Source organism: Streptomyces sp. P9-A4 (assembly GCF_036634195.1).
Lineage (GTDB): Bacteria > Actinomycetota > Actinomycetes > Streptomycetales > Streptomycetaceae > Streptomyces.
Genome location: NZ_JAZIFY010000001.1, coordinates 4,007,109 through 4,024,928, shown reverse-complemented (window position 1 = coordinate 4,024,928; position 17,820 = coordinate 4,007,109). Strand labels below are relative to the sequence as shown.

The following is a 17,820-nucleotide window of genomic DNA, read 5'->3' as shown; positions in this document are numbered from 1 at the left end:
CCCACAGCCGCGCCCGCCCGACGCGTACCCTCGCTGAGCCCCGCCGGCCCCGCCCACCACTGGGCCCCACCGGCGTGCCCGCCCACCGCCGCCCCGGCCTGATCCATCCCCTCGAAGCCCTCCCTCGGCCCCCTCCCGCCGCCCGCCCGAGGGCCCCGCACCCGGGCTTCCGGCACGGTTCACTTTCCGTTCACTCTCCTCGGTCGACCGCTTCACCTGATCTGCCTAATTTCGGCCTTACACGGTGCACAGAGCACAGCGACGCACCACCAACCGACACACGCCGCCGTAGAACGTTCAGGACACTCGGTCCGCGACAGGGCGGCTTCTGGAAGGAACACCCGAAAGTGAAGCTTTCGCGCAAGAACGGGCTTCGCGCCTCCGCGATCGGTGCCCTCGTCGTCTCCGGCGCCTTCGTCCTCTCGGCGTGTGGCTCGGACAACAACGCGGAGACGCCGGCCAAGGAAAACGGCACCAAGACCTCCGCCGCGGCGTCGAACATCAAGTGCGACGGCGCCAAGGGCCAGCTGCTCGCCGCGGGCTCCAGCGCCCAGGAGAACGCGGTCGACCTCTGGGTCAAGAACTTCCAGGCGGCCTGCTCGGGCGTCGAGGTCAACTACCAGGGCATCGGCTCCGGTGGCGGCATCACCAAGTTCAACCAGGGCCAGGTCGCCTTCGCGGGCTCCGACTCCGCCCTGAAGGACGAAGAGGTCGCCGAGTCCAAGAAGATCTGCAAGGGCGGCACCGGCATCAACCTGCCCATGGTCGGCGGCCCCATCGCCATCGGCTACAAGCTGGACGGCGTGGACAACCTGGTCCTGGACGCCCCCACCATCGCCAAGATCTTCGACACGAAGATCACCAAGTGGAACGACCCGGCGATCGCCAAGCTGAACCCGGGCGCCAAGCTTCCCGACTCCACCATCCAGGCGTTCCACCGCTCGGACGAGTCCGGCACCACCCAGAACCTGGGCAAGTACCTCTCGACCGCCGCCGCGGCCGACTGGAAGTACGACCCGAAGACCAAGTCGTGGCCCGCCCCGGGTGGCCAGGCCGCCAACGGCTCCTCCGGTGTCGCCCAGGCGGTCAAGAACGCCGAGGGCTCCATCGGCTACTTCGAGCTCTCCCACGCCACCGCTAACAAGATCTCCACGGTCAGCGTCAACACCGGCGCCTCCGCCCCGGTCGCCGCCACCTCGGAGAACGCCTCCAAGGCCATCGCCGCCGCCAAGATCAAGGGCACCGGCAACGACGTCGCCCTCTCCCTCGACTACACCACCAAGGCCGAGGGCGCCTACCCGCTGGTCCTCGTCACCTACGAGATCGCCTGCGACAAGGGCAACAAGGCGGAGACCCTGCCGACCCTGAAGGCGTTCCTCAACTACGCGATCAGCGAGGAGGGCCAGAAGGTCCTCACCGACGCCGACTACGCGCCGATGCCGGCCGAGATCGCGGCCAAGGTCCGCGCCATCGTCCCGACCCTGTCCTGACCCCCGACCGGGGGCGGCCCCTCACCTCCCGCGGAGGAGGCCGCCCCCGGCATCCGGTGCACCGCCGCCAGGAGCCGCAAGGCTCCGCAGACCGGAGAAACCGATGGTTACCACGACACCACCCGCCATAGAGAAGGACAGGAGCCGGCGCGCCAAGAGCGCGGCCCGCCCCGGGGACCGCATCTTCAGCGGCCTCTCCAAGGGCTCCGGCATCACCCTGCTCGTCATCATGGCCGCGATCGCGGCCTTCCTGACCTACCGCGCCGTCCTCGCCATCTCGAAGGACGAGGCCAACTTCTTCACCACCTTCGAGTGGAACCCGGCCGGCCACCCGCCGGTCTTCGGCATCGCCGTCCTCGCCTTCGGCACGATCGTGTCCTCGGTCATCGCCATGGCGATCGCCGTACCGGTCGCGATCGGCATCGCGCTGTTCATCTCGCACTACGCCCCGCGCAAGCTGGCCAAGCCGCTCGCGTACGTGGTCGACCTGCTCGCCGCCGTGCCCAGCATCATCTACGGCCTCTGGGGCGCGATCTTCCTGGTCCCGTACCTGGACGGCCTCAACCAGTGGCTCGACCAGTACATGGGCTGGACGTACATCTTCGACAAGTCCGCCGACGGCGTCGCCCGCAACCTCTTCACCGTGGGCATCCTGCTGGCGATCATGATCCTTCCGATCATCACCAACGTCACCCGCGAGGTCTTCCTCCAGGCCCCGAAGATGCACGAGGAAGCCGCCCTCGCCCTCGGCGCCACGCGCTGGGAGGTCATCCGCATGTCGGTGCTGCCCTTCGGCCGCTCCGGCATCATCTCCGCCTCCATGCTGGGCCTCGGCCGCGCACTCGGCGAGACCATGGCCGTCGCCGTGGTCCTCTCCCCCAGCTTCGTCCTCTCGGGCCACCTGCTCGACCCGGGCGGCGGCACCTTCGCGCAGAACATCGCCGCCAAGTTCAACGAGGCCAACGAGTTCGGCCGGGACGCGCTGATCGCCTCCGGTCTCGTCCTCTTCGTCATCACCCTGCTGGTCAACGGCGCCGCCCGCTGGATCATCGGCCGGCGCAAGGAGTACTCGGGGGCCGCGGCATGAGCCACGCCATACAGGAACGTCCGACCGCGGTGGCCGCACGCCCCGGGTCCCTCTCCCACGCCAGGCTCCCGCGCTGGACCCCGCTCGCCGTCGCCGCCGGATCCGTCGCCGCGGGCGCCGGGATCGGCCTCGCCGCCGGCTGGCACAGCAAGGTCCAGTGGGGTCTGATCGCCGCGCTGCTCTTCGTCCTCGTCACCTTCACCGTGACCACCAAGGTCGAGGGCCGCCGCCAGGCCAAGGACCGCGTCGCCACCAGCCTCGTCTGGGTGTGCTTCGTCCTCGCCGTCATCCCGCTGCTCTCCCTCGGCTGGGTCACGATCAGCAAGGGCGCGCAGGTCCTCGACGTCTACTTCCTGACCCACTCGATGAACGGCGTCCTCGACACCGAGGCCGGCGGCGGTGTCTACCACGCGCTGCTCGGCACCATCGAGCAGGTCGCCATCGCGACCGTGATCGCCGCGCCGATCGGCCTCCTCACCGCCGTCTACCTCGTCGAGTACGGCGGCGGCAAGCTCGCCCAGGCCGTCACCTTCTTCGTCGACGTCATGACGGGCATCCCGTCGATCGTCGCCGGCCTCTTCGTCCTCGCCACCTGGAACCTGATGCTGGGCTTCGGCCCCTCCGGTTTCGCCGGCGCGATGGCCCTCGCCATCCTGATGATGCCGGTCGTGGTCCGCTCCACCGAGGAGATGCTCAAGCTCGTCCCGAACGAGCTCCGCGAGGCCTCCCTCGCCCTCGGCATCCCCAAGTGGCGCACCATCCTGAAGGTGGTCCTGCCCACCGCGATCGGCGGCATCACCACGGGCGTCATGCTCGCGGTCGCCCGTATCACCGGTGAGACGGCCCCGGTCCTGCTCCTCGTGTTCGGTACGAAGCTCATCAACCCGAACCCCTTCGAAGGCGCTCAGTCCTCCCTGCCGCTCTACGTGTACGAGCAGTACGCGGTCGGCACCGACGCAGCCGTGGCCCGCGCCTGGGCCGCAGCGCTCGTCCTGATCGCCTTCGTCATGATCCTCAACATGGTGGCCCGCGGCATCGCCCGCTGGAAGGCCCCCAAGACCGGCCGCTAGGCCTCGACATTCGGCTCCGCCGAGCGGGGCCACCCGGGAAGTGAATTGATATGGCCAAGCGAATCGACGTCAGCGGCCTCTCCGCCTACTACGGCGCCCACAAGGCGATCGACGACATCTCGATGACCGTCGAGCCCCGCTCCGTGACGGCCTTCATCGGCCCCTCCGGCTGCGGCAAGTCCACCTTCCTCCGCACCCTCAACCGGATGCACGAGGTCACCCCCGGCGGCCGTGTCGAGGGCAAGGTGATGCTGGACGACGAGAACCTGTACGGCACCAACGTCGACCCCGTCGCCGTGCGCCGCACGGTCGGCATGGTCTTCCAGCGCCCCAACCCCTTCCCCACCATGTCGATCTTCGACAACGTGGCGGCGGGCCTGCGGCTCAACGGCAAGTACAAGAAGTCCCAGCTCAACGAGATCGTCGAGAAGTCCCTCAAGGGCGCCAACCTCTGGAACGAGGTCAAGGACCGCCTCAACAAGCCGGGCTCCGGCCTCTCCGGCGGTCAGCAGCAGCGTCTGTGCATCGCCCGCGCCATCGCGGTCGAGCCCGACGTCCTGCTGATGGACGAGCCCTGCTCGGCCCTCGACCCGATCTCGACGCTGGCGATCGAGGACCTGATCGGCGAGCTGAAGGAGCGCTTCACGATCGTCATCGTGACGCACAACATGCAGCAGGCCGCCCGCGTCTCGGACCGTACGGCCTTCTTCAACCTGGCGGCCGTCGGCCAGCCCGGCAAGCTGATCGAGCTCGACGACACCGAGCGGATCTTCTCCAACCCGAGCGTCCAGGCGACCGAGGACTACATCTCCGGCCGCTTCGGATAAAGACTCGTCTGCGGTGCTGCATGGCGGTGCCACCGTACGACGAAGGGCCCGGCTCCCCCACAGGGGAGCCGGGCCCGACCATTTGCCTCAGCCGCTCAGCCGAAGAACAGCTGCACCACGTAGTAGCTCGCGGCGGCGACGATCGCCGCCGCCGGCATCGTGATGAACCAGCCCATCACGATGTTCTTGGCGACGCCCCAGCGGACCGCGTTGACGCGCTTCGTCGCGCCCACGCCCATGATCGCGGAGGTGATGACATGAGTCGTGGAGATCGGCGCGCCGAACATCAGGCCGGCGCCGAACATGATCGACGCACCGGTGGTCTCCGCCGCGAAACCCTGCGGCGGGTCCAGCTCGATGATCTTGCGGCCGAGGGTCCGCATGATGCGCCAGCCGCCCGCGTACGTACCCAGCGAGAGCATCATGGCGCAGACGATCTTCACCCACACCGGGATCGGGGCGTCGGCCCCCTGGACGTCCGCGATGACCAGGGCCATCACCACGATGCCCATCGTCTTCTGCGCGTCCTGGAGACCGTGGCCGAGGGCCATGCCGGCCGCGGACACGGTCTGCGCGATACGGAAGCCGCGCTTGGCCTTGTGCGGGTTGGACTTGCGGAAGAGCCACAGGATCGCGCACATGACCAGGTAACCGACGATCAGACCGATGACCGGCGAGACGAACATCGGGATGACGACCTTGTCGAGGACACCCGACCAGATGACCTCCGTGCCACCCGCGAGCGCCGCGCCCACCATGCCGCCGAACAGGGCGTGCGAGGAGGACGAGGGAAGACCGAAGTACCAGGTGACCAGGTTCCAGACGATCGCGCCGAGCAGTGCGGCGAAGAGGATGCCCATCCCCTTGTCGCCGGTGGGCGTCTCGATGATGCCCTTGCTGACGGTGTGCGCGACCCCCTGGCCCATGAAGGCACCCGCGAGGTTCATCACCGCCGCCATGGCGAGCGCCGCCCGCGGGGTCAGCGCACGCGTCGACACCGAGGTGGCGATGGCGTTGGCGGAGTCGTGAAAGCCGTTCGTATATGTGAAGCCGAGCGCGACACCGATGGTCACGATCAGAGCAAAGGTGTCCACGAAGCCTCAGGACTCCTTGACCGCGATGGTCTCCACCGTGTTGGCCACCTTCTCGAAGGCGTCGGCCGCCTCTTCCAGCACATCCACGATCTGCTTGAGCTTCAGCACCTCGATGGCGTCGTACTTGCCGTTGAAGAGCGTCGCGAGCAGCTTGCGGTGGATCTGGTCCGCCTGGTTCTCCAGCCGGTTGACCTCGATCCAGTACTCGGTGAGGTTGGCCATGGTCCGCAGGTTCGGCATGGCCTCGGCGGTCAGCTCCGCCGCCCGCGCCAGCACCTCGATCTGCTGCTCGACACCCTTGGGGAGCTCCTCGACGTTGTAGAGGACGACCAGGTCGACGGCCTCCTCCATGAAGTCCATGATGTCGTCGAGGGAGGACGCCAGGTTGTAGATGTCCTCACGGTCGAACGGCGTGATGAAGGAGGAGTTCAGCTGGTGGAAGATGGCATGGGTCGCGTCGTCGCCGGCGTGCTCCGCTGCCCGCATCCGCTCCGCGATCTCGGCCCGGGCGGAAGGCTCCGCTCCGAGCAGTTCCATCAGGAGCTTGGAGCCCGTGACGATGTTGTCCGCGGACGCGGCAAACATGTCGTAGAAGCTCGTCTCCCTGGGGGTCAGACGAAATCGCACGTGAGGTCCTCGGGGTGCTGGGTTTCGGTCAGGCTGATGCTAGGCGCATCATCCGGCCACGGCTAACCGGCGTCTCTCAGTGTCGCGCATCAGGCACAGTGAACAGCACGGACCCCCGCCCGGATCGGCGGGGATCGGTACCATATACCCACGAGGGGTATACACCCCCTTAATGGACAACGGGAGGACGCGATGACGACCACCGAGGCGGACCAGGTCACCCCCGAGACCGTCGAGGCCGTCGAGGCGGCCGACCACGGGCACGGTGTGCACGGCTACCACAAGCAGAAGGACGAGCACCTCAAGCGGCTCCGCCGGATCGAGGGCCAGATCCGCGGTCTCCAGCGGATGGTCGACGAGGACGTCTACTGCATCGACATACTCACGCAGGTCTCCGCCTCGACGAAGGCGCTCCAGTCCTTCGCGCTCCAGCTCCTGGAGGAGCACCTGCGGCACTGCGTCGCGGACGCCGCGACCAAGGGCGGCGAGGGCATCGACGCCAAGGTCGAGGAGGCCACCAAGGCCATCGCCCGCATGATGCGCACCTGAGCCGTTCCCCGTGCCGGCCGGCGTGGGCGGGGCCGTACCGTCAGTGGTCCTCCGCGGCCCGCTCCGCCGCCACCCGCAGCACCTCGTCGATGCGGTCGGCACTGAGCCGCTCCCCGTCCGCGGCCGAGGCCGCGATGATCAGCTCGCCGCACAGTTCTATCTCGGCGAGGGCGACGCGGTCCGGGTCTGCTGGCACGGTCGCTGTACCGGGCGGGGCCACGCGCATCCACCTCTTCCTGCCGGCGTCGGTCTCCCAGCGGTCTCCCAGCGTAGGGACGGCGACACACACCGCGCATGACACGTCCGGACCATTTGCCGATGGTCCCGGCGGCGGCGGCCCAGGTCAGGCCTTGATCTTCCCGGCGTAGATGTCACGGCGGTCCGGCAGCGTCACCTCGACGGGGATGCCGAAGCCGTAGAGCAGGGTGGTCGACGCGACCGCGACCGTACGCCCCCGGTTGCTGAAGCTGAACTGGTGGCGCACCTTCCGCAGCCGCCCCTCCCCGTCGAAGTACGCGTCGAAGGGCACGGTGTCCTCGGCGAACCCTTTCGCCGCCGCGGCGAGCGCCCCCCGCAGCTGCGGCGAGGCGAACCGGGCGGCACGGGCGATGTCCGTGACCCCCCGGTAGTGGCTGACTTTCACCCCTGCCAGATCGACCTCGCCGAGGTACGCGACCTCCCGGACGCCCCGCAGCAGCTCGGCGGCGGCGGCCGGATCGGTGGCCCCGCCGGTGACCAGGTTCCCGTCGTCGAGGGTCGTGGTGTCCACCCGGACCCACTTGTCGGCGGGCACCCCCGCCCCCCGGTTCTTCATGTAGAGGGCGCCGGGGGTGAGCAGTTCGGTGATCGGCCGGTGCTCGCTCGTCCCTGCCGCGTCCTTCGGCAGCACCACCTGGAGCCGGCCGGTACGGCGCCGGAAGTCGTAGCCGCCCTCGCCCCGGATGGTGACCCGGGTCCCGCCCGCGGCCATCTCCATGGAGGTGCTGGCCTTGGAGGTGCCGGCCCTCGTCAGCACCTCTGCCGCGTTCCGTACGACGAGGGCGGGGTCGCCCGTCGGCTTCGGGTCCTCGGGGGCCGCGCACCCCGTGACCGCCCCGGCCCCCACCAGGGAACCGACCAGGACGGCGGTGACGGCGAACGCCCCGCTGCCACGACCGTGCGGACGCCCGTACCGATGCACCACCATCGTCTGCCAACCCCCAACGCCTCACCGCTGTTTGGCCGGGACCCCCCTCCCCACGGGCCCCGCGGGTCCGGGGGCACCCGATCCCATAACGACGGTCCGGGCGCACCGTCACGCGCAGTACGGTGGTGGGGTGCACGCGCAGTCCTCCCTCCACCAAACGACGACGACGGAACGCGGCTCGTTCGCGCTGGCACGCTGCAGCTGCGGCTGGACGGGTCCGGCGCGAAGATCCAGGGACCGCGCCCGCACGGACGCGGCGGACCACCTGCGCACGACGGCGGGCGACGAGGTCTGAGCGGGGCGCGCGGGCGACGAGGTCCGAGCCTGCCCGCGCGGGCGACGAGGTCCGGGGCGGCGGCGGGCGACGAGGTCCGGGCGGGGCGGCGGGCGACGACGCCCGATCCGGGACCCGCTACCTACGCCGCGAGGTCGTTCCGGCCGTTGTCCGGCCCCGCGGCCGGGCCGTTGACGCGCGGCTCCGGGATGCCGACCGTCTCCGGGCGCCGCGGCCCCTCGGCCCGGCGGGAGCGGACCAGCCGGGCGCCGCGCCCCGAGCGGGCGACGGCGGAGAGCAGCGGGTTGAGCAGCGCCAGGGCGAGCGGCGCGAGGAGCAGCGCCACCGCCGTACCCAGGGCGAGGCCGCCGATGACGTCGGTCGGGTAGTGCACCCCCATGTAGACACGCGCGAAGCCCTCGGCGAGGGCCAGGCCGATGGCGACGAGCCCGAACCTGCGGTGGGCGACGAAGACCCCGACGCCGAGGGCCATCGCGAGGGTGGCGTGGTCGCTGACGAAGGAGAAGTCGGTCTTCCCCTCGACGAGGACCTCAAGGCCCTGGTGTTCCCTGAACGGCCGGGGGCGCTCGACGAAGCCGCGGATGGGGATGTTGACCAGGAGCGCGATGCCGGCGGCCAGCGGGGCCCAGACGAGGCCGGCGACGGCGGAGACGGAGTCGGCGAGGGTGCCGCGCCGACGGACGCTCCACCAGCACCACAGCATCACGAGCACCATCGCGAGCATGATCCCGTACTCGCCGACGAACTCCATGACACGGTCGAACCAGGGCGGGGCGGCCTTCGCCAGCCCGTTGATGTCGTAGAGCAGGCCGACATCGGGGTTCGAACCGTCCGATGCGAGTCCAGCCATCTGCTGCGGCCCCTTGCTCTCGTGTCTGTGTGTCTGGTTTCCAACCCCCGTGGCCAGAGCGCTCGGATCAGGGAACGAGTCGCCCGAGGCGCACGTTCCGTCTCTCCGGTGGATCATGACGACGTTATCGAAGAGTGACGGTTCTCCGCAGCTCAGGGCCCGTGCATGACGGAGAGTTCCGGCCATGTCCGGTACGGCCCCGACGGTCCGTCTCCTCCGCTCAGGCCTCCGGGAGATGGGTCGACAGCGCCGCCGCACCCTCCTTGGTGACCCGGGTCGCCCCGAAGTAGTCCGGGGTGTCGATCCGGTCGAAGCGGATCACCGCCCCGGTGCGCGGCGCGTCGATCATGTACCCGCCGCCGACGTAGATGCCGACGTGCCGGATGGCCCGCGAGTCGGTCAGGTCGTCGGAGAAGAAGACCAGGTCGCCGGGGAGCAGTTCGTCACGCGAGGGGTGCGGCCCGGCGTTGTACTGGTCGTTGGCGACGCGCGGCAGCTGGACGCCGACGCTGTCGAACGCGGCCAGGGTGAGGCCGGAGCAGTCGAACCGGCCGTTCTGCGAGGCCGTCCCGGTGCCGCCCCAGAGGTACGGGGTGCCGAGCTTCTGCTGCGCGTAGTGGATCGCGCCCGCCGCCTGCCGGGACGGATCGACCCGGCCCAGCGGCCGGGCGAAGCTCTTCTCCAGGGACCGGATGATCCGCACGTAGTTCTGGGTCTCGCTGATGGGCGGGACCCCGCCGTTCCTGATGACCCGGTACGCGCCCGCGTTGTACGCCGCCAGCATGTTGTTCGCCGGGTCCCCGGGCACGTCCTTCACATAGCCGGCCAGCTCGCAGTCGTACGAGGCCGCCGAAGGAATCGCGTCCTTGGGGTCCCAGATGTCCCGGTCCCCGTCCCCGTCGCCGTCCACGCCGTGACCGGCCCAGGTGCTGGGGATGAACTGGGCGATGCCCCGGGCGTCCGCCGAGGAGACGGCCCGCGGGTTCCAGCCGCTCTCCTGGTACAGCTGGGCGGCGAGCAGCGCCGGGTTGATGGCGGGGCAGAGATTCCCCCACCGCTGCACGAGCCCCTGGTAGAGCGCCGGTACGGAACCCTTGGCGAGGGCCACGGTCCCGTTCTTCGTACCTCCGGCGCCGCCGACGAGACCGGCGGCCGCCGAGTACGTACCGACGACGATCAGGACGACGAAGCCGAGACAGACCCCGAACGCCCCACCGCCCACCAGCCACGCCTTGCCGGCCCTACGCACCGTCAACCACCCCTCGGCTCATGGCAGTACGCCCCCGAGGGACAGTCTAGGCCGCGCGGCGCCCGCCGGGGCCGCTTGCGCGACACCCCCCGGTCACCCCGCCCCCTGACGCCGCCCCAAGAGTGCAACAACGACAATCATTGCCCGGAGTCACTCTCCGTGATACACAGAGTGACCATACGCTTCCTTGCGTAGAAACCGGCCGCACCACCGCAGGTCAAGACGGTCAAGTCGGTCAGATGTGCGGGGATCGGGTAAAGAGAGCCGCCAAGCCGTCACACGCGGGCGGTTTCATCAGCGAAGATAGGGCGATGACCCATGCCGTCCGGCAGGGCCAACCAACTACCCCACAGGGGCGGTGAGTTACATGTACCTGGCGGCTGAAAAAGGCGACATCACCACCATCATCGGTGGAATCGCCCCGAACTGGGGGCCTTTCGGGAGCCTGGGCAACGAGGCCAAGGTGATGATCGAGGTCGTGATGGCCGTGGCCATCCTGCTCTGCCTCGGCATCGCCATCTGGGGAGCGGCCAAGCAGCGCATCGGCGCGACCGCCCTCCGGGACACGTTCAGCGCGGAACAGGGCAAGGGCCTGATCGTGGCCGGCCTGACCGGAGTCTTCATCATCGGCTCACTGGGGACGCTGTTCACCATCGTGTACGGGATGGCCGTCTGATTCCCCGTCGGACCCCGCCCTCCTGAGAATGCGTTCCTGATGTCCAGTCATGTTGCAGCACTGCCCGTACCGCGAACCAGTGAGGGGGCGTACCCGGCATGAGTCCCGGTGACGAGCACGACAGCTTCGGCGGCGTGGGCGGCTCGGGCCAGACCCGGACCCGCCTGCCCGAGGGCAACAGCGGCGACGTCTACGGCGGCGCCCGCCGCCCCGTCCGCAGCTCCCGTTCACTCATCACGGTCGTGGGCGTGGTCGTCGTCCTCGTCGCGGCCATCGCCTTCGCCAACCGCGGCGGCGGCGACCCGGCCGACGCGGCGGGCCCCTCCGGCACCACCAACGCCAAAGCGGCCCCCACGGCGGCGACGGGCGTCCGCCCGGTCACCGGCAAGAACGGCCGAATCCCCACGGGCTACCCCCACGACGACCAGGGCGCCCAGAGCGCGGCGACGAACTACGCGGTGGCGCTGGGGTCGGCGGAGATGTTCACGACCGCCGGCCGGAACGAGATCGTGCGCGCCACCCACGACCCCGCCGTCACCGACGACCTGGTGAAGCGCCTCGACGCCTCCTACACGGCCGGCTTCCTGACCGGCATCGGACTCGAGGCGAACGGAACCGCGCCCTCCGGCCTGACCTTCGTCTCCCGCACCATCCCGGTCGGCGCCAAGGTCCGGGACTACACCGACACCTCCGCGACGGTCGACGTCTGGTGCACCGGCCTGGTCGGCCTGGCCGGCGCCGGCTCGACCAAGCCCGTCACGTCCACCTGGTTCACCCTCACGCAGAAGCTCACCTGGGTCGGCGGCGACTGGCGCATCAGCTCGTCCAGCCAGACCGAGGGCCCGACCCCGGTCAACGGGGACAACCGCGCGTCCATGGCCGACGAGATCGCCGAGGCCGTCGAGGGATACGGAGGCTTCACCTATGCCCGCTAGCCGCAGCCTGGCGGGCCGTGCGACGGCCACGCTCACCGCCACGTTCCTCGCCGCGCCGTTCCTCTTCTCCTCGTACGCCCAGGCGGCACCCACGCCGACCCCGTCGGGGCCCACACCGAGCCCGAGCGCCACGGACAACGGCTGCGGCCTCATCGTGGGCCAGGCCAGGGAGCTGTGCGAGCGAGGCCAGCCCGGCGGCGCCGACAAGGCCCCCGCCACCGACCCCACCGCCGCCCTCGACCCCCTCTCCTCCCTCGCCCGCGGCTGCGCCGACGCCGCCATCGAGATCGTCGACAAGCTCTCCCAGGCCGTCAAAGCGACCGCCGACGTCGACTTCACCAACCCCGAGTTCCTCGGCCGCTACGCCATCGTCTTCGCCGCCTCGACCTTCCTCACGCTCCTCCTCTGGCTCCTCGCCGTCGCGAAGCGCGCCATCCGGGGCGTGCCCCTCACCACCGCCTTCTCCGAGGCCATCGGCTTCCTCTGGCTGACGGTCCTCGCCTCCGCGTTCACCCCGCTGATCCTCTACACCGTGGTCAACGCCACCGACGCCGTCACCGAGGTCGTCGCCTCCGGCACCGGGCAGCAGACCGACGTCTTCTTCGGCAGCTTCAAGCAGGCCCTCCAGAAGGGCGACAGCATCGGTGGCGGCCCCATCATGCTGATCATCGTGTCGCTGGTGACCGTCCTCGCCGCCGGCGTTCTCTACCTGGAGCTGTTCCTCCGCGCCGTGATGCTGTACGTCGGCGCCCTCCTCGGCGTCGTCGTCTACTCGGGGCTCGTCGACAAGAACATGTGGGGCCACGTCCGCCGCTGGGCGGGCATCATGATCGCGATCATTATGGTCAAACCGGTCATCGTCATCGTCCTCGGACTGGCCGGCGCACTCTCCTCCGGCACCGGCCCCGACTCGTTCTCCGCCGTCGTGTCCGGCCTCGCGATCATCCTGCTCGCGATCTTCGCCTCCGGGATGATCTACCGCTTCGTCCCCGGTTTCGGCGACGAGATCGCCGCCTCCCGCAACAACCGCCTGCACCGCGCCGGCGAGAACGCGGCCGCGGCCGTCATCTCCTCCCCCGCGTCCCTCGTCTCCCAGGGCATCAAGACGCACAGCTCCCGCGGCGACGGCGGCGGCCAGTCCTCCCAGCCCGCCCGCGCCGCGAACCCGATGTCCGGCGGCATGGCCGCCCACAGCAGCCGCGGCGGCAGCGGTGGCGGCGGCGGCGCGACTCCCCCGCCCCCGCCCCGTAGCAGCAGTCCCACCGCGGGTACCCCGCACAGCAACCGCAAGAACTCTGGAGGTGCAGGGCGTTGACGACCCAGTCCCAGCCGGTCGCGCCCCGCCGTACGTATCTCGTGGGCCGCGCCCGGCCGAACGCGATCGTCGGCAAGAACCGCGAGACCGGCGAGATCGCCCTGATCATCGCCGGCGCCTTCCTCGGCATGATGAGCGGACTCCTCGTCCCCCTCCTCCCCCTGCGGATCGCACTCCTCGCCGGCCTGCCCATGGTCGCGATCGCCGCCGTGTACCTGCCGTACAAGCACCGCACGTTCTACAAATGGTTCGAGATCAACCGCAGCTACAAGCGGATGCTCAAGCGCGGCACCGCCTACCGCTCCGTCGTCACCGAGGCCGGCACCCGCCTCGACGGCCGCGAGGTCGAGGTCGGCCCGCCGCCCGGCATCGGCCGCGTCGGCTGGCTCGCCGCCCCCTTCGGCCCCGACGAGATCGCGGTCCTCCTGCACGCCGACCGCCGCACCGTCACCGCCGCCATCGAGATCGAGGGCCCCGGCGTCGGCCTGCGCGACAGCGAGGACCAGGAGGCCCTGGTCGACCGCTTCGGCACCCTCCTCAAGCACGTCGCCAACGGCGACGGTTTCGTGACCCGCCTCCAGATGCTGGCCCGTACGCTCCCCGCCGACCCCGACGCGCACGCCAAGGACGTCGGCCAGCGCGGCGACCCGCACGCGCCCGTGTGGCTCATGGAGTCGTACGACCAGCTCCAGTCGATGGTCTCCACCTCCAGCGAGCAGCACCGCGCCTACCTCGTCGCCTGCATGCACTACACGCGCGAACTCGCCGCCGAGGCCAACGCCATGGCCCGCGCCGCCCGGCACGCCTCCGGCGCCCGCAAGCTCGACCGCGACGCCGGCCTCGCCGTCGTCATGGCCCGCGAGCTCACCGACATCTGCGCCCGTCTCGCCGAGGCCGACATCCGCGTCCGCCAGCCCCTCGGCCAGTCCCGGCTGTCCTCCCTCGTGCACTCCATGTACGACCCGGACCACCCCATCGACCACATCCAGGCCATGACGAAACGAAACGCTTGGCCGGCCGAACTCGACGCGATGGAAGCGACGTACCTCCAGGCCAAGACCCGCGAGTCCTCCACCCGCGCCCCCTGGTGCCACGCCACGGCCTGGGTGAAGGAGTGGCCGATGACCCCGGTAGGCGTCAACTTCCTCGCCCCGCTCCTCGTCCACACCCCGGACGTCATCCGCACGGTCGCCGTGACCATGGACCTGGAGCCCACCGAGGTCGCCATCGAGCGGATGCTCACCGAGAAGACCAACGACGAGGCCGACGCCAGCCGCGCCGCCAAGATGAACCGCACGGTCGACCCGCGCGACATCGCCGCCCACGGCCGGCTCGACCAGCGGGGTGAAGATCTCGCCAGTGGCGCGGCAGGGGTGAACCTCGTCGGGTACATCACGGTGTCGTCGCGTTCGCCCGAGGCCCTGGCCCGGGACAAGCGCACGATCAGGGCCTCCGCCGGCAAGTCGTATCTGAAGCTGGAGTGGTGCGACCGCGAGCACCACCGGGCCTTTGTGAACACCTTGCCGTTCGCGACCGGCATCCGCCGCTAGGGCCGAAGGGGCACAGACCGATGCGAGATCCGCTGTCCGTCCTCACCGATGCCTTCACCTCCTTCGTCCTCGGGAAGGTGGAGACGACCCGCCTGCCCGTCCGCACCTCCACCGGGCAGGCCCAGGCCGTCTACCTGCCGACGGCCGCACCCGGCCTCGGCGACTCCGGCGTCATCATCGGCCGCGAGGTCTACAGCGGGAAGGGGTACATCTACGACCCCTTCCAGCTGTACGGGCAGCAACTGCCCGCCCCGCACTGGCTGGTCCTCGGCGAGTCCGGCAACGGCAAGTCGGCGCTGGAGAAGACGTACGTGCTCCGCCAGCTCCGCTTCCGCGACCGGCAGGTCGTGGTCCTCGACGCGCAGGGCGAGGACGGCGTCGGCGAATGGAACCTCATCGCCCAGGAGCTGGGGATAACCCCCATCCGCCTGGACCCGATGGTCGCCAACGACTCCGGTATCCGTCTGAACCCGCTCGACCCGTCGATCACGACCACGGGTCAGCTCGCGCTGCTCCGTACGATCATCGAGGTGGCGATGGGCCACGGCCTCGACGAGCGCTCCGGCTTCGCGCTCAAGGTCGCCCATGCCTACGTCATCGAGCACACCACCGACCGGCAGCCGATCCTCACCGACATCGTCGAGCGCCTGCGCCACCCCGAGGCCGAGTCCGCCGAGGCGATGAACGTCGACATAGACGACGTACGGGCCTGGGGCCTGGACGTCGCCCTCGTCCTGGACCGGCTGGTCGACGGTGACCTCCGGGGCATGTTCGACGGCCCGACGACCGTCGGCATCGACCTCGACGCACCCCTGATCGTCTTCGACCTGTCCCATATCGACCGCAACTCCATCGCCATGCCGATCCTGATGGCGATCGTCGGCGTCTGGCTGGAGCACACCTGGATCCGCCCCGACCGGAAGAAGCGCATCTTCCTGGTCGAGGAGGCCTGGCACATCATCAACAGCCCGTTCGTGGCCCAGCTGTTCCAGCGGCTGCTGAAGTTCGGCCGCCGCCTCGGCCTGTCCTTCGTCGCCGTCGTCCACCACCTCTCCGACGTCGTCGACGGAGCGGCGGCCAAGGAGGCGGCGGCGATCCTCAAGATGGCCTCCACCCGGACCATCTACGCCCAGAAGGCCGACGAGGCACGCAACACCGGCCGGGTCCTCGGCCTGCCACGGTGGGCGGTCGAGATCATCCCGACCCTCACCCCCGGCATCGCGGTCTGGGACGTCAACGGCAATGTGCAGGTGGTCAAACACCTCATCACCGAACGGGAACGCCCGCTGGTCTACACGGACCGCGCCATGACCGAGTCCTCCGTCTCCGATCCGGAACTGGAGTGGGAGACGGAGCAGCGCGCGATCCTCATCGAGCAGCAGGTGAACGGCACTTCGCAGTCGACGGTGGCATAAATGGAATCGGCACGAAAGGGAGGGGGCGGAGGCGGAGGAATCTCCGACGGGCTGCTGCTCAGCCTCTTCGCCCTCCTCCTCTGCTTCACGGTCCTGGTGTGGACGGCGACCGGGCTCTCGGGGCTCTTCTCCCACGGGGCCTGGCCGCAGGGCGTCGCCTTCACGGGCACCCCTTCGGCACTGCGCTCCCTGGCGACGGCCCCGACGGACCTCCAGGCGGCCTGGCCGTCCACCCCGCCGGGCCATCTGTCGGGGTACGGCCTGTTCTGGGGCCTGCTGATCGGCGAGGCGATGATCCTCCTCGTCCTGGCGGTCTTCGCCCTGGGCACGGTGACCCGCTGGCGAGCGGTCCGCGCCAACAGGAAGGCGGGGGCGTACGGGACGACCCGGCAGCCGGCACGGGCGGAGCCCGTAAGGGAGTTCTCGGAGCCCGTACGGGAGTCTCCGGGGCCCGCACCCGAGGACCCCCTGAGGAAGCCTCAGGCACCCCTACGGAAGCCCGAGGAGCCCGAGGAGCCCGAGGAGCCCGTACGGGAAGAACAGCCCCTACGGGAGCCCGCACCCCCGGCCCCACGCCGCCCGGCGGCAGAGCACCCCCCGACCCCGACTCAGGCCCCGGCCCCCACGGGAACCCCCCGCACCCTCTACGGCCCCCCGGAAGCCCGTCGCCCCGCCGCCGTGCAGGCCATCCGGGACGCCGAGGGCGCGGTCCTGGTCGTCACCTCCGACCCCACCGTCTGGTCCGCCACCAAGGACGCGCGCGGCAAGCTCGGCCCGGTCCTCGTCCACGACCCCGGCCACCTCTGCGACACCCCGGCCCGGCTCCACTGGTCGCCGTCCGAGCACTGCGAGGACCCGGCCGTGGCCAAGGAACGGGCGGTCGCCCTGCTGGCCCCCGTACGGCCCCACGCCCGCCTGGACGCGGCCACCGCCGACACCGCCGAAACGCTCCTGCACTGCTGGCTGCACGCCGCCGCCGTCGACGGACGCCCCTTCCGCCAGGTCCACCGCTGGGCACAGGGCGCCGGCGCCCACGAGCCGGTACGCATCCTCCGCAGCCACCCGAAGGCGGCCTCGGGCCACGCGGGCCTGCTCGAATCGGCGCTCACCGCGCACCCGGAAAGCCGCCGCCTGGCGCAGGAACTGACGGCCCGTGCACTGGGGGCACTCTCCTCGATCCACATCAGGGAAGCCTGCACCCCGAACCGAACGGATTCGCTGGCCCTGGCATCTTTCCTCCCCGAAGGGGGCACCCTCTACGTGGTGGGGGAACCGATCGAGGATCCCCGCACCCACCCCGGCGCGATGCCGCTCCTCACCGCGCTCGCCGCAAGCGTGGTCGAGCACGGCCGCCGCATGGCCGCACGGTCATCCGACGGTCGGCTCGACCCACCAATGACGCTCGTCCTCGACGACGTCGCCGCCGTGGCCCCGCTCCCCCAGCTCCCCGAGCTGCTCGCCACCGGCCACACCCAGGGCCTCCCGACCCTGGCCCTGCTCCGCTCCCGCGAACAGGCCCGGTCCCGCTGGCCGGAGTACGCGCCGAACACCGTCTGAGAAACCGGGCCGGCCGAGCCGCGCGAGCGGCCGGCCCGGCACGACACC

The 17,820-nt window shown here is 70.3% G+C and carries 18 protein-coding genes; 12 read left to right on the top strand and 6 right to left on the bottom strand.

Translation table 11 applies throughout. The annotated features are described in order from the left end of the window. The first annotated feature begins 347 nt into the window (after window positions 1–347). The 4 genes from pstS (at window position 348) to pstB (ending at window position 4,474) form a co-directional block, all read left to right on the top strand. Window positions 348–1,490: a phosphate ABC transporter substrate-binding protein PstS gene (gene pstS / locus V4Y03_RS18050; RefSeq protein ID WP_317877264.1), complete on the top strand. Its 1,143-nt coding sequence runs from the start codon at window positions 348–350 to the stop codon at window positions 1,488–1,490. 103 nt (window positions 1,491–1,593) lie between these two features. Next, window positions 1,594–2,577 (top strand): phosphate ABC transporter permease subunit PstC, encoded by a 984-nt coding sequence (gene pstC, locus V4Y03_RS18045; RefSeq protein ID WP_317877263.1) that lies wholly within the window; start codon window positions 1,594–1,596, stop codon window positions 2,575–2,577. Further along, the gene (gene pstA, locus V4Y03_RS18040; RefSeq protein ID WP_317877262.1) at window positions 2,574–3,647 is read left to right on the top strand and encodes a phosphate ABC transporter permease PstA; all 1,074 of its coding nucleotides are present in this window, start codon (window positions 2,574–2,576) and stop codon (window positions 3,645–3,647) included. The genes pstC and pstA overlap by 4 nt, the downstream gene beginning before the upstream one ends. Window positions 3,648–3,697: 50 nt before the next feature. After that, window positions 3,698–4,474 carry a phosphate ABC transporter ATP-binding protein PstB gene (pstB, locus tag V4Y03_RS18035; protein WP_189834428.1) on the top strand — a complete coding sequence of 259 codons (777 nt, stop codon included), beginning with the start codon at window positions 3,698–3,700 and terminating at the stop codon, window positions 4,472–4,474. A 95-nt stretch (window positions 4,475–4,569) separates the two neighbouring features. On the opposite strand, the gene V4Y03_RS18030 is transcribed toward pstB, so the two are convergent. Both V4Y03_RS18030 and V4Y03_RS18025 read right to left on the bottom strand, forming a co-directional pair. Further along, window positions 4,570–5,568 carry an inorganic phosphate transporter gene (locus V4Y03_RS18030; protein ID WP_317877261.1) on the bottom strand — a complete coding sequence of 333 codons (999 nt, stop codon included), beginning with the start codon at window positions 5,566–5,568 and terminating at the stop codon, window positions 4,570–4,572. A gap of 6 nt (window positions 5,569–5,574) precedes the next feature. Next, a complete protein-coding gene (locus tag V4Y03_RS18025) occupies window positions 5,575–6,195 on the bottom strand; it encodes a DUF47 domain-containing protein (protein WP_317877260.1) in 621 nt (206 codons plus the stop codon). A gap of 192 nt (window positions 6,196–6,387) precedes the next feature. Between V4Y03_RS18025 and V4Y03_RS18020 the strand changes: the two genes are divergently transcribed. Continuing rightward, window positions 6,388–6,744: a metal-sensitive transcriptional regulator gene (locus tag V4Y03_RS18020; protein WP_317877259.1), complete on the top strand. Its 357-nt coding sequence runs from the start codon at window positions 6,388–6,390 to the stop codon at window positions 6,742–6,744. A gap of 40 nt (window positions 6,745–6,784) precedes the next feature. On the opposite strand, the gene V4Y03_RS18015 is transcribed toward V4Y03_RS18020, so the two are convergent. Together V4Y03_RS18015 and V4Y03_RS18010 are read right to left on the bottom strand one after the other, a co-directional pair. Next, a complete protein-coding gene (locus tag V4Y03_RS18015; RefSeq protein WP_317877258.1) occupies window positions 6,785–6,970 on the bottom strand; it encodes a hypothetical protein in 186 nt (61 codons plus the stop codon). 117 nt (window positions 6,971–7,087) lie between these two features. Further along, window positions 7,088–7,930 carry a hypothetical protein gene (locus V4Y03_RS18010; protein WP_332435563.1) on the bottom strand — a complete coding sequence of 281 codons (843 nt, stop codon included), beginning with the start codon at window positions 7,928–7,930 and terminating at the stop codon, window positions 7,088–7,090. A gap of 130 nt (window positions 7,931–8,060) precedes the next feature. On the opposite strand from V4Y03_RS18010, the gene V4Y03_RS18005 reads away from it, so the two are divergent. Continuing rightward, window positions 8,061–8,225, top strand: coding sequence for a hypothetical protein (locus V4Y03_RS18005; protein ID WP_332435562.1), 165 nt, complete (start codon window positions 8,061–8,063; stop codon window positions 8,223–8,225). Between the two features lie 121 nt (window positions 8,226–8,346). On the opposite strand, the gene V4Y03_RS18000 is transcribed toward V4Y03_RS18005, so the two are convergent. Continuing rightward, window positions 8,347–9,075 carry a phosphatase PAP2 family protein gene (locus tag V4Y03_RS18000; RefSeq protein ID WP_332435561.1) on the bottom strand — a complete coding sequence of 243 codons (729 nt, stop codon included), beginning with the start codon at window positions 9,073–9,075 and terminating at the stop codon, window positions 8,347–8,349. Between the two features lie 220 nt (window positions 9,076–9,295). Continuing rightward, complete coding sequence (locus V4Y03_RS17995; protein WP_442809743.1) at window positions 9,296–10,330, bottom strand: C40 family peptidase; 1,035 nt, start codon at window positions 10,328–10,330, stop codon at window positions 9,296–9,298. A gap of 361 nt (window positions 10,331–10,691) precedes the next feature. Here V4Y03_RS17995 and V4Y03_RS17990 point away from each other — a divergent pair, with 361 nt between their 5' ends. From V4Y03_RS17990 to V4Y03_RS17965, 6 genes are all read left to right on the top strand, one after another. Then, window positions 10,692–11,000, top strand: a complete 309-nt coding sequence (locus tag V4Y03_RS17990; protein WP_024757447.1) for a hypothetical protein — start codon at window positions 10,692–10,694, stop codon at window positions 10,998–11,000. Window positions 11,001–11,098: 98 nt separating this feature from the next. Continuing rightward, on the top strand, window positions 11,099–11,935 hold the full coding sequence (locus V4Y03_RS17985) for a hypothetical protein (protein WP_317875896.1): 837 nt from the start codon (window positions 11,099–11,101) through the stop codon (window positions 11,933–11,935). Continuing rightward, window positions 11,925–13,250: a hypothetical protein gene (locus tag V4Y03_RS17980; RefSeq protein WP_332435560.1), complete on the top strand. Its 1,326-nt coding sequence runs from the start codon at window positions 11,925–11,927 to the stop codon at window positions 13,248–13,250. The genes V4Y03_RS17985 and V4Y03_RS17980 overlap by 11 nt, the downstream gene beginning before the upstream one ends. After that, the gene (locus tag V4Y03_RS17975) at window positions 13,247–14,800 is read left to right on the top strand and encodes an SCO6880 family protein (protein ID WP_317875894.1); all 1,554 of its coding nucleotides are present in this window, start codon (window positions 13,247–13,249) and stop codon (window positions 14,798–14,800) included. Before V4Y03_RS17980 ends, V4Y03_RS17975 begins: the two co-directional genes overlap by 4 nt. A 20-nt stretch (window positions 14,801–14,820) precedes the next feature. Further along, window positions 14,821–16,215 (top strand): ATP-binding protein, encoded by a 1,395-nt coding sequence (locus V4Y03_RS17970; protein WP_317875893.1) that lies wholly within the window; start codon window positions 14,821–14,823, stop codon window positions 16,213–16,215. Then, complete coding sequence (locus tag V4Y03_RS17965; protein WP_332435559.1) at window positions 16,216–17,772, top strand: type IV secretory system conjugative DNA transfer family protein; 1,557 nt, start codon at window positions 16,216–16,218, stop codon at window positions 17,770–17,772. Window positions 17,773–17,820: the final 48 nt, after the last annotated feature.

Coding starts and splice junctions, on each gene's coding strand:
- V4Y03_RS17980 (WP_332435560.1), top strand. CDS start 11,925: ATGCCCGCTAGCCGCAGCCTGGCGGGCCGTGCGACGGCCACGCTCACC.
- V4Y03_RS18010 (WP_332435563.1), bottom strand. CDS start 7,930: ATGGTGGTGCATCGGTACGGGCGTCCGCACGGTCGTGGCAGCGGGGCG.
- V4Y03_RS17970 (WP_317875893.1), top strand. CDS start 14,821: ATGCGAGATCCGCTGTCCGTCCTCACCGATGCCTTCACCTCCTTCGTC.
- V4Y03_RS18000 (WP_332435561.1), bottom strand. CDS start 9,075: ATGGCTGGACTCGCATCGGACGGTTCGAACCCCGATGTCGGCCTGCTC.
- V4Y03_RS18015 (WP_317877258.1), bottom strand. CDS start 6,970: ATGCGCGTGGCCCCGCCCGGTACAGCGACCGTGCCAGCAGACCCGGAC.
- pstC (WP_317877263.1), top strand. CDS start 1,594: ATGGTTACCACGACACCACCCGCCATAGAGAAGGACAGGAGCCGGCGC.
- V4Y03_RS17985 (WP_317875896.1), top strand. CDS start 11,099: ATGAGTCCCGGTGACGAGCACGACAGCTTCGGCGGCGTGGGCGGCTCG.
- V4Y03_RS17990 (WP_024757447.1), top strand. CDS start 10,692: ATGTACCTGGCGGCTGAAAAAGGCGACATCACCACCATCATCGGTGGA.
- V4Y03_RS18020 (WP_317877259.1), top strand. CDS start 6,388: ATGACGACCACCGAGGCGGACCAGGTCACCCCCGAGACCGTCGAGGCC.
- pstB (WP_189834428.1), top strand. CDS start 3,698: ATGGCCAAGCGAATCGACGTCAGCGGCCTCTCCGCCTACTACGGCGCC.
- pstA (WP_317877262.1), top strand. CDS start 2,574: ATGAGCCACGCCATACAGGAACGTCCGACCGCGGTGGCCGCACGCCCC.
- V4Y03_RS17965 (WP_332435559.1), top strand. CDS start 16,216: ATGGAATCGGCACGAAAGGGAGGGGGCGGAGGCGGAGGAATCTCCGAC.